12 protein-coding genes are annotated in these 13647 nt (G+C 33.7%); 6 read left to right on the top strand and 6 right to left on the bottom strand.

From position 1 onward, the window contains the following. Positions 1–51 precede the first annotated feature (51 nt). From MW871_RS00720 to MW871_RS00705, 4 genes are all read left to right on the top strand, one after another. Complete coding sequence (locus tag MW871_RS00720; protein WP_248427231.1) at positions 52–1923, top strand: Nramp family divalent metal transporter; 1872 nt, start codon at positions 52–54, stop codon at positions 1921–1923. A 125-nt stretch (positions 1924–2048) separates the two neighbouring features. Then, complete coding sequence (locus MW871_RS00715; RefSeq protein WP_248427230.1) at positions 2049–2696, top strand: metal-dependent transcriptional regulator; 648 nt, start codon at positions 2049–2051, stop codon at positions 2694–2696. A 2-nt stretch (positions 2697–2698) separates the two neighbouring features. Beyond that, a complete protein-coding gene (locus tag MW871_RS00710; RefSeq protein WP_188049192.1) occupies positions 2699–3517 on the top strand; it encodes a ZIP family metal transporter in 819 nt (272 codons plus the stop codon). A 61-nt stretch (positions 3518–3578) separates the two neighbouring features. Beyond that, a complete protein-coding gene (locus tag MW871_RS00705) occupies positions 3579–4001 on the top strand; it encodes a hypothetical protein (protein WP_248427229.1) in 423 nt (140 codons plus the stop codon). On the opposite strand, the gene MW871_RS00700 is transcribed toward MW871_RS00705, so the two are convergent. The 4 genes from MW871_RS00700 to MW871_RS00685 form a co-directional block, all read right to left on the bottom strand. Next, positions 3998–4123 (bottom strand): FeoB-associated Cys-rich membrane protein, encoded by a 126-nt coding sequence (locus MW871_RS00700; protein WP_188049190.1) that lies wholly within the window; start codon positions 4121–4123, stop codon positions 3998–4000. The genes MW871_RS00705 and MW871_RS00700 overlap by 4 nt on opposite strands. Positions 4124–4129: 6 nt before the next feature. Beyond that, positions 4130–6232 carry a ferrous iron transport protein B gene (feoB, locus tag MW871_RS00695; RefSeq protein WP_188049189.1) on the bottom strand — a complete coding sequence of 701 codons (2103 nt, stop codon included), beginning with the start codon at positions 6230–6232 and terminating at the stop codon, positions 4130–4132. Continuing rightward, positions 6226–6468, bottom strand: coding sequence for a FeoA family protein (locus MW871_RS00690; protein ID WP_188049188.1), 243 nt, complete (start codon positions 6466–6468; stop codon positions 6226–6228). Before MW871_RS00690 ends, feoB begins: the two co-directional genes overlap by 7 nt. Before the next feature lie 165 nt (positions 6469–6633). Continuing rightward, positions 6634–7299 (bottom strand): SCO family protein, encoded by a 666-nt coding sequence (locus tag MW871_RS00685; RefSeq protein ID WP_188049187.1) that lies wholly within the window; start codon positions 7297–7299, stop codon positions 6634–6636. A gap of 231 nt (positions 7300–7530) precedes the next feature. On the opposite strand from MW871_RS00685, the gene MW871_RS00680 reads away from it, so the two are divergent. Beyond that, positions 7531–9594 (top strand): M13 family metallopeptidase, encoded by a 2064-nt coding sequence (locus tag MW871_RS00680; protein WP_248427228.1) that lies wholly within the window; start codon positions 7531–7533, stop codon positions 9592–9594. 144 nt (positions 9595–9738) lie between these two features. Beyond that, entirely contained in the window at positions 9739–11802 is a 2064-nt protein-coding gene (locus tag MW871_RS00675; protein ID WP_248427227.1) for a M13 family metallopeptidase, read from the top strand. Between the two features lie 52 nt (positions 11803–11854). Here the strand turns inward: MW871_RS00675 and MW871_RS00670 are convergent, their stop codons facing one another. Together MW871_RS00670 and MW871_RS00665 are read right to left on the bottom strand one after the other, a co-directional pair. Beyond that, positions 11855–12796, bottom strand: a complete 942-nt coding sequence (locus MW871_RS00670; protein WP_248427226.1) for a DMT family transporter — start codon at positions 12794–12796, stop codon at positions 11855–11857. 1 nt (position 12797) lies between these two features. Next, a complete protein-coding gene (locus MW871_RS00665) occupies positions 12798–13640 on the bottom strand; it encodes a Rossmann-fold NAD(P)-binding domain-containing protein (RefSeq protein ID WP_248427225.1) in 843 nt (280 codons plus the stop codon). Positions 13641–13647: the final 7 nt, after the last annotated feature.

Raw genomic sequence — 13647 nt, 5'->3', positions numbered from 1 at the left:
ATATTTGATAAAACAAAAAAACATAATTATATTTGCTTCAAATAGTTGTAGATGGGTAAATCTTTAGAAGAGGTCCACGGATCAGTTTCGACACAAAATAAAAAATCAGTTTTTAGAAAAATATTAGCCTTTTTAGGACCAGCCTACTTAATTAGTGTGGGTTATATGGACCCTGGAAATTGGGCAACTGACATTGCCGGAGGAAGCCAGTTTGGTTATTCGTTATTATGGGTTTTATTGATGAGTAATATCATGGCTTTGTTACTACAAAGTTTTAGTGCCCGATTGGGAATCGTAACGCAGCTCGATTTAGCGCAAGCTTCTAGAGCCACTTATTCCAAATTTATTAATTATATTCTTTATTTTCTGGCTGAAATTGCTATCGCGGCCTGTGATCTTGCTGAGGTTTTAGGAATGGCCATTGGTATCAATTTATTATTTGATATTCCGTTGATCGAAGGCGTTCTTATTACTGTTTTAGATACTTTTCTACTGCTATTTCTTATTAATAAAGGGATTCGGAAAATGGAAGCCTTTATTATTGTTTTAGTTGTGATAATTGGAGTTTCTTTCGTTTTCGAAATGTTTTTTGCAAAACCAGAATTAGATAAAGTTTTATACGGATTAATTCCTTCTATGCCTAATGAAGCTGCGCTGTATATCGCAATCGGAATTATTGGAGCAACCGTAATGCCGCACAATTTATACTTGCATTCCTCATTGGTGCAAACCAGAAAATTTGACCGAACGCCAAAAGGAATTAAGCAAGCTATTAAATATAATTTTATTGATTCGACGATTGCATTGAACTTAGCTTTTTTTGTAAACGCCGCCATTTTAATTTTGGCAGCAGCCACATTTTACAAAAGTGGAATGCACGAAGTAGCCGAAATTCAAGATGCACATAAATTTTTAGCACCACTTTTAGGAACCAAATGGGCTCCCATATTATTCGCTGTTGCATTGATTGCCGCTGGACAAAGCTCGACCGTTACAGGAACTTTAGCGGGCCAAATTATAATGGAAGGCTATCTTAATTTAAGAATACAACCTTGGGTGCGAAGAATAATTACGAGATTAATTGCGATTGTTCCTGCTGTGATCGTGATTAGTATTTTTGGTGATGGAGTAACGGGAAAATTGCTAATTTTTAGTCAAGTGATTTTAAGTTTACAATTGGGATTTGCTATTATTCCTTTAATCCATTTTGTGAGTGATAAATCAAAAATGAAAGGATTTCATATTAGCAGAATCACTCAAATTGCGGGCTGGACTGTTGCCTTAATTATTGTTTCCTTAAATATTAAATTGGTTTATGATGAAATAAAAGGTTGGTTAGATGCTGCTGAAAACCCACTTATTTTATGGTTGACGGTGGTGCCTTTGGCATTAGCATTTTTAGTATTGCTCATATATATCATTTTCAAACCTTTCGTTTCAAAATCAAAAATTGATATTCAAAATCATTCGCCACACAATTTGAAATTAAAATTTGAAGAATCGGGGACTTTAACTCATAAAAATATTGCTGTAACGGTAGATTTTTCTGATTCTGATGAGGTAGCGTTAAATACTGCTTTTAAGTTGGGCGGCAAAAATGCGGAGTACACTTTAATACATGTCGTAGAAACGGTAGGAGCAATGGTGTACGGTGAAAAAGTAGATGATCATGAAACATTAATTGACGAGAAATTATTAAACGAATACAAAGAAATGTTGACAGCAAAAGGATTTACGGTTAGTACAAAACTAGGTTTTGGAGATCCAGCCAAAACAATTCCAAAAATCATTAACAAAGAAAATTTTGATATTTTAGTTATGGGAACACATGGCCACACCGGATTTAAAGATTTAATTTTTGGAACTACTGTGGATAAATTGAGACATAAAATATCTATTCCGTTGCTAATTGTTAAAAATTAATGTTTTCCTGGAGCTAATCCAGCTATCCGTTACAATCTTTTAAAATTTGCTAAAGGGCGCAAATTTTAAAAGGATTTCCACTGCTATCTGGGCTAAAAAAATAGTAATCGTTAATCAAAAATCAAATGACTTATTCAGAAGAGAATTATCTCAAAACAATATACCATCTTACTTCGGCTTCAGAAGATGCCATAAGCACCAATGCCATTGCCGAAAAAATGGAAACTAAAGCTTCATCTGTTACAGATATGCTTAAGAAATTATCCGAAAAGGATTTGATTAATTACATCAAATACCAAGGGGTTTCCTTAACAACGCAAGGATTACTCGCTGCAAAAATGATTGTTAGAAAACACCGACTTTGGGAATGTTTTTTAGTAGAAAAATTAGATTTTTCTTGGGATGAGGTTCATGATATTGCCGAGCAATTAGAGCATATTAAATCGGAGAAATTAATCAATAAATTGGATGATTTTCTTGGTAATCCTACTGAAGATCCGCATGGAGATCCTATTCCAGATGCCAATGGAATGATCATCAAAATAGAAAAACGACTGCTTTCTGAATTAGAAAAAAATCAAGCTGGAATTTGTGTGGGTGTCAAAGATACATCTTCAGATTTTTTGCAATATTTAGACAAGCAAGAAATTGCTTTGGGTTCGCAAATTCAAATTTTAGAAAAAGAAAGTTTTGATTCTTCTTACCGAATTCGTGTGGGAAACAAAGAGATCATGATATCTAATAAAATTGCTAGTAACATATACGTTAAATAATTATGTTTCAATCTATAATTGATTATTTCACTGCTATCGATCCTATTTTAGCGGCTTTATATGCCAGTTTGTTTACTTGGTTTCTTACTGCTTTAGGAGCTTCTTTTGTATTTATGTTCAAAACCATGAACCGTACCGTTCTTGATGGAATGCTTGGTTTTACTGGTGGCGTTATGGTTGCCGCTAGTTTTTGGAGTTTATTGGCTCCAGCCATAGAAATGACAGGTGGCGAAGGTTTTGCAAAAGTGATACCTGCGGCAATTGGTTTTTTCCTGGGTGCTTTGTTCATTTTTGGAATCGACAAAGTGTTGCCGCATCTTCATATTAATTTTAAAGTCAGTGAAGGAATTAAATCGCCTTGGCAACGAACTACTTTGCTAGTTTCTGCAATTACACTACATAATATTCCTGAAGGTTTAGCGGTTGGAGTACTTTTTGGAGGTGTTGCCGCCGGAATTCCAGAAGCTTCTATTGCTGGTGCAGTTACCTTAGCCATTGGAATTGGAATTCAGAATTTTCCAGAAGGAATTGCTGTTGCCATGCCATTGAGAAGAATGGGAATGAGCAGATGGAAAAGTTTTATGTACGGACAATCTTCAGCAATTGTTGAACCTATCGCTGCTGTTTTGGGCGCTTTTGCTGTAACTTTTTTCACGCCAATTTTACCTTATGCTTTAGCTTTTGCCGCTGGCGCGATGATATTTGTAGTCGTTGAAGAAGTGATTCCAGAAACACAACAAGATAAAAATACAGATATTGCTACGATGGGATTTGTGGGCGGATTTATTATAATGATGGTTTTAGATGTTGCCTTAGGGTAAGTTTTTATTTACTTTTAAAGCTAGAAAAGTGTATATTTATCACAAAATAAAAAAACTGACAATGAAAAAAGTTGTAACATTTCTGTTTATTGTACTTAGCTCCATCGCTATTGCTCAAAATAATACTGTAGCGAAGCAAAAATTCATTAAAGTGAAACTAAACAGTTGTATTGAAGGAGAAGGGTATCATTTACTGTTGAAAGAAGTATTAACAGATTCCCGTTGTCCTACAGGTGTAGATTGTATTTGGGCTGGCCAAGTTTCGGCGATAGTAGCCGTTTACAAAGATTCAAAATTTATTGAAGAAAAAACCATGGTTTTAACGAAGACTGTTGATGCAGAAAATTTAAAGTGGATTAATTCCTATCTAAATCAAAGTCAAAGAGTAATTAATAGTTTAACAATTAGTCCGTATCCAAATGTGAAGAAGGTTATAAAGCCTGAGGATTATTATTTAGAAATAGGTTATATGCAGTACAATTAACCACAACTTCCACAACCGCTTCCACAGTCTTTATCTGACTTTTTACTTTTGAAAAAGAATTTTTTGATTAGAAAAGCAATAGCAATTCCAAGTACAACGAAGGCTATTATTTCTTGATACATAATTTGTTATTTTAGAATTTGATAGGCTAATAAAGCCACTAGATAAGCAAATCCAGACATAAATACCAGTTGACCTAATGGCCATTTCCAAGAATTAGTTTCTTTTTTTGTTATAGCTAATGTTCCAGCACATTGCATAGCAAAAGCATAAAACAGTAGTAATGATATACCAGAAGCAAAATTAAAAACCTTTTCACCAGTTATAGGATTTACCTCGGCTGCCATTCTGTTTTTGATGGTAACTTCATTATCACTTCCACCAACGCTATAAATGGTTGCTAATGTTCCCACAAAAACCTCTCTCGCTGCAAATGAACTGATGATGGCAATTCCTATTTTCCAGTCATAACCTAATGGTGAAATAGCAGGTTCAATAGTTTTTCCCATTAAACCAATATAGGAATTTTCGAGTTTTTGAGAAGCCACTGCGTTTTCAAACTCTTGATGAGGTAACGGATTATTTTTATTGTTTTCGGTTACTATTTTTTCTGCATTATTAAAGTTTTTCCCAGGACCGTAAGAAGCTAAAAACCATAATATAATAGATATTGCTAGAATAATTTTTCCTGCTCCAAGTACAAAGGCCTTCGTTTTTTCAATTACATTTATAGCTACATTTTTAAATAATGGTAATTTGTAATTTGGCATTTCTACAACAAAATACGTTTTTCCTTTTATTTTCAGTATTTTATTTAAAATGTAAGCGGAGAAAATGGCTGTTCCAAAACCAATTAAGTACAACAACATCAAGGTTAATCCTTGCATATTCAAAAAGCCAAAAATATGGATGTCAGGTATTACCAGTCCAATTATAATTGCATATACGGGAAGCCTTGCCGAACAAGTCGTAAATGGAGTTACTAAAATAGTAATCAGTCTTTCTTTCCAGTTTTCGATGTTACGAGTAGCCATAATAGCAGGAATAGCGCAAGCAGTTCCTGATATAAGAGGAACCACACTTTTTCCTGATAAACCAAATTTTCGCATAATTTTGTCCATTAGGAAAACAACTCGGCTCATATAACCACTCTCTTCAAGTATCGAAATAAACATGAAAAGAAATGCGATTTGTGGTATGAATATTAAAATTCCTCCAATTCCTGGAATAATTCCTTGCGAAATTAAATTAGTCAAAACACCCGCCGGCATTATTTCTGCAGAATAAGCGCTTAGTGAAGCAAATGTGCTATCAATAAAATCCATAGGAATAGTTGACCATTCAAAAATAGATTGAAAAATAACAAACAATATCAAAAAGAATATTACATATCCCCATACTTTGTGCGTTAGTACGCGATCTAATTTGCTTCTATAATCTTTTGCAATCGAAGTGTCAATTTTCAAACCTTCCTTCAGAACATCGTTGATGAATTGATAGCGTTTGATGGTTTCTTTTTGTTGTAAACGTTTTAAATCAGAGTGAGATTTAGTAAATGAACTTCTAATTTCGTTACGTTCTAGATTTAAGAAATTTACATCTTGCGTAATTACCAACCATAATTTATACAACAACTGGTTTGGAAATGCTTTGCGTAAACTATCAAAATATTCAGGGTCAATGACAGAAGCATTCAAACAAGATTCTGTCGAAAGCGTTCTGTAAGTAATAATCATTTCTTTCAATTCCTGAATTCCAAAACCTTTTCTTGAACTGATAAGTGCGATTTTGGTTTTTAGCTGTTCTTCCAGATACGGAATATCTAAAGAAATTCCTTTGAACTTCATTCGGTCGGCCATATTAATGACTAAAATCGTAGGAATTTCAAGGTCTTTAATTTGGGTAAAGAGAAGTAAGTTTCGCTTTAAATTTTCTACATCAGTTACCACTAATGCAACATCAGGATATAACTTATCATTTTTGTTAAGCAATAATTCAATAACAACATTCTCATCTATTGAACTAGCATTTAGGCTATAAGTTCCTGGTAAATCAAGAATATTTGCTTTGATATTATTGGGTAATTTGCAAAAACCAATCTTTTTTTCAACTGTAATTCCAGGGTAATTCCCAACTTGTTGATTTAAACCTGTGAGTTGATTAAAAACGGAAGTTTTACCAACGTTTGGATTGCCAATTAAGGCAATATTGATGTCTTGTTTGCTTACCATAAGTTGAGTTTTATAATGTCAACTTCAATTTCTTTTGCTGTTTCCACTCTGATCGCAACATGCGAACCGTTAATGTTTAAAAATAAAGGATCTCCAAAAGGAGCAATCTGAAGTAATTCAACCACATTACCAGGCAAACAACCCATTTCCAATAATTTTAAAGGAACGGCATCGATGTCAAAGTCTTTTATGATGGCTTGTTCGCCTTTTTTGAGAGAATGTATCGTGGTGTGCAAAGCTTATTTAGATTGAATTAATATTGCAAAAGTACACATTTTATAACAAACAAAAATGATAAATATCACATTTGTATGCTAATTGAATCTAAACAAATAAAGGCTGTGATAAAGTAATTGTGTATTTTGTAAGGAAATTTTTAGACCAATAGAAATTAGATTCGCTTATTCATTACTTAAAAAAGTAATATCTTCGATTAGTCGTTGGATATCTTCTTTTTTGGTGCCGTCATAAAATCCTCGAACGCGTTTTTTAGTATCCACTAAAACAAAATTTTCGGTGTGAACCATGTCGTATAATTCACTTGGTTTTCCCAATTTTACAGCCAAATAGGATTTTCTGGCCATCGTGTAAATTTCTTTTTTGTCACCCGTAACTAAATTCCATTTTGAATCATTTACGTTGTGTTTTATGGCATAAGCTTTTAATACGGGAACACTATCTGTTTCTGGGAAAACAGTGTGAGAAAGCAATTTTACTTTTGGATTATTGGCAAAGGCTGTTTGAATTTCAGAGAGATTAGAGGTCATTTTTGGACAAATCGATCCACAAGTTGTAAAAAAGAAATCGGCAACATATATTTTTCCTTCGTAATCTTTTTGAGTAATGGTTTTTCCATTTTGATTGATGAATGAAAAATCACCAATAGTATGGTATTTACTTTTATACTGTACAGTGCTATCTACTAATTCTGGGTTTACATCTGCAGGATTATAAATAGGAAGCGTTTTTTTTGGCTTTAAAGCCGAATAAAACAACGATAAAACGATGGCTGAAAAAACAATAAAAACACCTAAAAAGAGTCTGTATTTTTTAAGAATTGCTAACATAATGCTATTTTGATGCAAAAATACAAAAACCTAATCGGTTACGGTCTAAATTAACATAATCTTATTCAGTACGATTGCACTCCGTTTTTAGTAAAGATTACTACTGTTTTTAAGAGGATTTAATTTATAATTTACTGTTAATACAATTGTTAATTTTCAAATTAACGCAATCTTGTAAATAAATAAAATAATTAATGATAGCTTTGTATTTCTAATTAAACTCGATAAAAAATGAAATTAAAGCTTTATAAAAAGTTTCTTTTTGTGATTCCTGCAATAATAGGATTTACTGGAACGCAAGCGCAGTCTGTTACTGTTACGAAAGTACCAGGAATTAATGTCTCAAATATTGATAAAAAAGTGAAGCCCAATGATGACTTTTTTAGGTATGTAAACGGAATGTGGTTGGATAAAACGGAAATTCCAAGTGATAGAACTTCTTGGGGAAGTTTTAACGAATTGTTGAAGAAAACCGATAAAGATGCAATGGATATTTTGAAAGAAGCTTCCAAAAATCCAGTTTATACTTCAAGTACTGACCAAGGAAAAGCGGTCAATCTTTTCAACACTATTTTAGATACAGTAGGAAGAAATAAAAGAGGAATCACTCCACTTGAGCCTTATTTTGCTCAGATTGATGCGATTAAAAATGCTAAGGATTTACAAAAATTCTTAATTGAAATGGAACCTATTGGTGGTGCTGGTTTTTTCGGCATTTATATAGGTGCTGATGATAAAGACAGCAACAAAAATTCTGTTTTTCTAGGTACAGGATCATTGGGTATGGCAGATAAAGATTATTATTCTGCAAATGATAAAGATTCTAAAGAAAAAAGAAAAAAATATGAATTGCATGTGGCTAGAATGTTGCAGTTTATAGGTGAGAATCCTACAAAAGCAGTAGTGAGCGCTCGTAAAGTGTTAGCTTTAGAAACAGCCATGTCACGACCAAGATTAGATCGTGTAGAGCAAAGAGACGGAAGATTACAATACAATCCGATGACTTTAAAAGAATTAGAAAAAATAGTTCCGGAGATCGATTGGAAAAATTATTTTTCTAAATTAGGATTAACTAAACTAAGTACTGTAATCGTTTCTGAGCCAAAATACATGAAGGCTTTGCAAATTATTTTGGCAGAAAATAAAGTTGATGACTGGAAAGAATACATGAAATGGTCTTTGTTGAGAGATTCTTCTAAACAATTGTCAACAGAAATAGAATCGGCTAATTTTGATTTTTATGGTAAAACTTTAACAGGAGCCATCAAGGAAAGACCACGTGACGAGCGTGCTTTACAAACTATAAATGGTACAATTGGAGAAGCTTTAGGGAAATTATATGTTGAGAAAATGTTTCCAGCTGCAGCTAAAGCTAAAGCAGAGAACATGATTAAAAATGTTGTTTTAGCTTACCAAAACAGAATTAACAATTTAACTTGGATGTCGGCTGCAACAAAAGTAAAAGCAATCGAAAAGTTAAATAAGATTACAATCAAAATTGGATATCCAGACAAATGGAAAGATTATTCCGCTTTAAAGATTAGCAGTGTAGAAGAAGGAGGAAGCTATTTTGAAAATGTCGAAAATCTTTCGAGATGGGCTTTCAAAGAATCTGTAGATAAATTGTATAAACCTGTAGATAAAACAGAATGGGGAATGTCTCCTCAAACGGTTAATGCCTATTACAATCCGTCTTATAACGAAATTGTTTTTCCAGCAGCCATCTTACAACCTCCTTTTTATAATTATGAAGCAGATGAAGCCGTAAATTATGGTGGAATAGGAGCGGTTATTGGACATGAAATCTCTCATGGTTTTGATGATTCTGGGGCGCGTTACAATGCCGATGGAAATTTAGTAGATTGGTGGTCTGCAGAGGATTTAAAACAATTTACCGCTTTAGGTACTAATCTTGCCAACCAATACAGTGCTTTACAACCGTTGCCAGGTATTTATGTAGATGGTAAATTTACTTTAGGGGAAAACATTGGTGATTTAGGTGGAGTAAACGCTGCTTATGATGGTCTTCAAATGTATTTAAAAGCCAATGGTAATCCGGGATTAATTGATGGATATACTCCAGAGCAACGTTTCTTTATTTCTTGGGCTACAGTTTGGCGTACCAAAATGCGTGATGAAGCTATCAAAAATCAAGTTAAAACAGATCCGCATTCTCCAGGAATGTACAGAGCTTATGTTCCTGTACAAAATGTAGATGCTTTTTATGATGCATTCAACATTCAACCAGGAGAAGGAATGTATATTGAACCAGAAAAACGTGTTAAAATCTGGTAATAGTATTTAGATTAAAAAAAATAAATAAAAATCCCATTCGCTACTGAACAAGTAATGAATGGGATTTTTTTTGATTTCCAACATTTAACAAATAAATTAAAGTTTTATTAATAGCTTTGTGAGATAACTGAATAACTAATAAAAATGAAAACAATGAAAAATAAGCAACTGCTTTTTGTCATTCCTGCCGTTTTGGGCTTTGCTGTAAGTCAGGCCCAAAATGCTCCCGCTTCTAAGGAGCCTGGAATTAATGTAAATTACATGGACAAGAATGTAAAACCAAGTAATGATTTTTTTCGCTATGTAAACGGAACATGGTTAGACAATACTGCTATTCCAAATGATAGAACGCGTTGGGGAAGTTTTGATGAGCTACGCCAAAGAACCGATGCTGATGCTCTAGAAATTTTGAAAGAAGCAACCACAAATCCAAGTTATAAATCAAATACTGATCAAGGTAAAGCTGTAAATTTATACAGAACTATTCTAGACACAGTAGCAAGGAACAAAGCCGGAATTGCTCCATTAAAACCTTATTTAGCAAAAATTAATGCCGTAAAAAACACTAAGGATTTGGAGGCTTTGCTTATAGAAATGGAACCTTTTGGTGGTATTGGTTTTTTTGGTGCGGGAGTAGGAACAGATGCTAAAAATAGTAATAGAAATGTAATTAATTTAGGTCCCGGCGGTGTAGGATTGCCTGATAGAGATTATTATGTTTCTGAAGATGCTGATTCTAAGGAGAAACGTGCAAAATATGTTTTACATGTTGCTAAAATGCTACAGTTTCTTGGTGATAAACCAGCTGTTGCAAAACTAAATGCAGAAAAAATACTAGCGCTTGAAACTGAAATGTCAGTGCCAAGATTAGACAGAGTAGAACGTAGAGATCGTCGTAAGTCCTATAATCCGATGACATTGGCAGAATTGAGTAAATTAACGCCATCTATCAATTGGAATACTTATTTTACTAAAATTGGATTGACAAAAGTAGATACTGTTATTGTTTCTCAGCCAAAATACATGACCGCTTTAGAAACTATTTTTAAAGAAAATAAAGTAGCAGACTGGAAAGCTTATATGCGTTGGAGTTTATTAAATAGAGCTTCAAGTCAATTGTCTACAACTATAGAAAATGCAAACTTTGATTTTTACGGTAAAACCTTAACTGGAGCTGTAAAGCAAAGACCACGTGATGAAAATGCATTGCAAACTATTAATGGAACTATGGGTGAAGCTTTAGGGAAATTATACGTGGAGAAAAAATTCCCAGCTGAAGCGAAAGCGAAAGCAGAGAAAATGATCAAAAATATATTTTTGGCTTTCGAAAACAGAATCAACAATTTGTCATGGATGTCTTCAGAAACCAAAGTTAGTGCTCTTGCAAAATTACACAAATCAAGAATCAAGATTGGTTATCCAGACAAATGGAAGGATTACTCTGCATTGACCATTAAAAGTCCTGAAGAAGGCGGAACGTATTTTGACAATGTTAAAAATATTGCGCAATGGCGTTTTAATGAAAACATTGCTGAGTTGAGCAAACCAGTTGATAAAGACAAATGGGGAATGTCACCACAAACAGTGAATGCGTATTACAATCCTTCTAATAATGAAATTGTTTTCCCAGCGGCTATATTGCAACCTCCATTTTATAATTATCAAGCAGATGAAGCGGTTAATTATGGTGGAATTGGTGGTGTAATTGGTCATGAAATTTCACATGGTTTTGATGACTCAGGATCTCGTTACAATGCCGATGGTAATCTTGTTGACTGGTGGACTGCCGAAGATTTAAAGCAATTTTCAGCTTTAACAGGAGCTCTTGCAGCACAATATAGTGCATTAGAACCATTGCCAGGAACTTTTGTAGATGGTAAGTTTACACTAGGAGAAAATATTGGTGATTTAGGTGGAGTAAATGCTGCTTATGATGGTTTACAATTGTATCTTAAAGAAAATCCAAATCCAGGATTAATTGATGGGTATACTCCAGAACAACGTTTCTTTATTTCTTGGTCAACCATCTGGCGTTCAAAAATGCGTGATGAAGCACTAAAGAATCAAGTGAAAACGGATCCGCATTCACCAGGAATGTACCGCGCTTATGTTCCTTTGCAAAACATAGATACTTTCTATAAAGCTTTTGATATTAAAGCAAATGATGGAATGTACATCGCACCAGAGAAGAGAGTTAGAATCTGGTAAATACTATTTCAATAAAAAAAATCCCATTTGTGAAAACAAATGGGATTTTTTTTTAAACACTATTAATAGCCTTTTTTCTAGATTTTCTTAAAGAATGATTCACCATATACAATCCTAGTAAGGTAACACTTCCGCCTATTGCGATCGCCGCGTTTAGCGTTTCGCCAAAGATTATAGCTCCTAAGAGCACTGCTACAATAGGATTGATATAGGAGTAAATCGTACTGATCTCTGCTGGCAGATTCTGAAGAGCATAAATAAAAGCAATAAAAGTAAGTACGGATCCAAAAACAACTAAATAGGCAATAGACCACCACGAAATAGCTGGAATTTGACTCAATGGCACTGATATTCCGGTAGCTCCCGTATAGGCAAAAATTAAAATGCTAGAAAGAAACATTTGTAATCCTAAACTAAAATAGGGATTAAAAGTGGCTGCTTTTTTCTTGGTGTATAATGTTCCAAAAGCCCAGGTTAATGTAGATGCAACAGAAACTAGTATTCCGAATCGGAAACTTGGAATTAAAAAATCGGTCAAATGGTCGTAAAAAATCACACAAATACCGCTAAAACTGATCATCATACCAATTACCGATAAGCGAGACAAACGCTCTCCTCTAAAAAATGTGATTATAACAACCCATAATGGTACAAGCGCGCCAATTATTGCTCCTAAACCACTACTAATGTACTTGACACCCCAAGTGCTTAATCCGTTGCTTAAAACGAAATTAAGTATGCTAAGGATAATAATCGTTTTCCATTGTTTTCCTTTGGGCCAAGGTGCTTTTTTGAACAGAAAGAAGGAAATATATAAAAAACCACCTAGAAATTGTCTAATTGCTGCAAGTTGCAAAGCAGGCATATGTTTGACGCCTTCTTTTGATGCTATCCAAGTAGTTCCCCAAAAGAAACTTACAAAACACAGCGCTAATATTGGTAATCCAATTATATTGATACGAGACGAAACAGCATTCTTTATTTTAGCTTTCACATTACAAATTTGGTTTTGTAAAAGTATATTTTAAAAGGAGTTCTATTTTGTCATTTTCAATTATTTTTCCAGATGAAGGTTTAGAATGATCAAATTTTGGTAAAACTAAATTTAATTCCCTTGCTTTTTGGGTATAATACTCCTCACGAGTAGGATGAAACGGCGAAACGGCGTTGAAGGTTTCATTCCAATTTTTGGTTTCAATGATTTTTATAATGATACCAATGCAATCTTCTTGATGAATCAAATTGACTACAGCATCAGGATTTTCTATATTTTCTCTGCCAGCTAAATATTTTCCGGGTTGTCTGTCCTGTCCAATTAAACCTCCAAAACGAACTAGAGTTGTCTTAAAATTTATGTTTTTTTGTAAAATTTGCTCGACTTCTAGTAGTTGTTTGCCACTTTCGGTGTCCGGTTTTGGTATTGTAAGCTCAGTTACATTAAGCTGTTGTTCGCCATAAACCGAAGTAGAGCTCACAAATAATACGTTTTTTATTGTTGATTTTTCGATATACGGAATCAAAGAAGCTATCTTTTTCACAAATATTTTTTCGATAGTTGCTGCTTCATCGCCACGAAGTTTAGGAGGAATATCAATTATTAAAGTATCACTTTCTTGCAAAAACGCGCTCATAGAATCTGAGAAAGTATCAGAATTGTTGTTTTCTAGAACTACCGGTAAAGAAATGTTTATCAAAAAAGGAGTAATGCCTTCATGTCGTAAAACAGCTAATTTTTCTACAGAAGTAGTAGATCCATTTACTAGATATCCTTTTTTTATTAATGCTTTCGCCAAAGGGAAACCCAACCATCCACAACCTAGAATACTTATTTTTTTCATTTTTATA

This window comes from Flavobacterium pygoscelis (assembly GCF_023162025.1).
Lineage (GTDB): Bacteria > Bacteroidota > Bacteroidia > Flavobacteriales > Flavobacteriaceae > Flavobacterium > Flavobacterium pygoscelis.
Note: the sequence above shows the minus strand (reverse complement) of the source record. Positions and strands in the feature narration are given on the sequence as shown.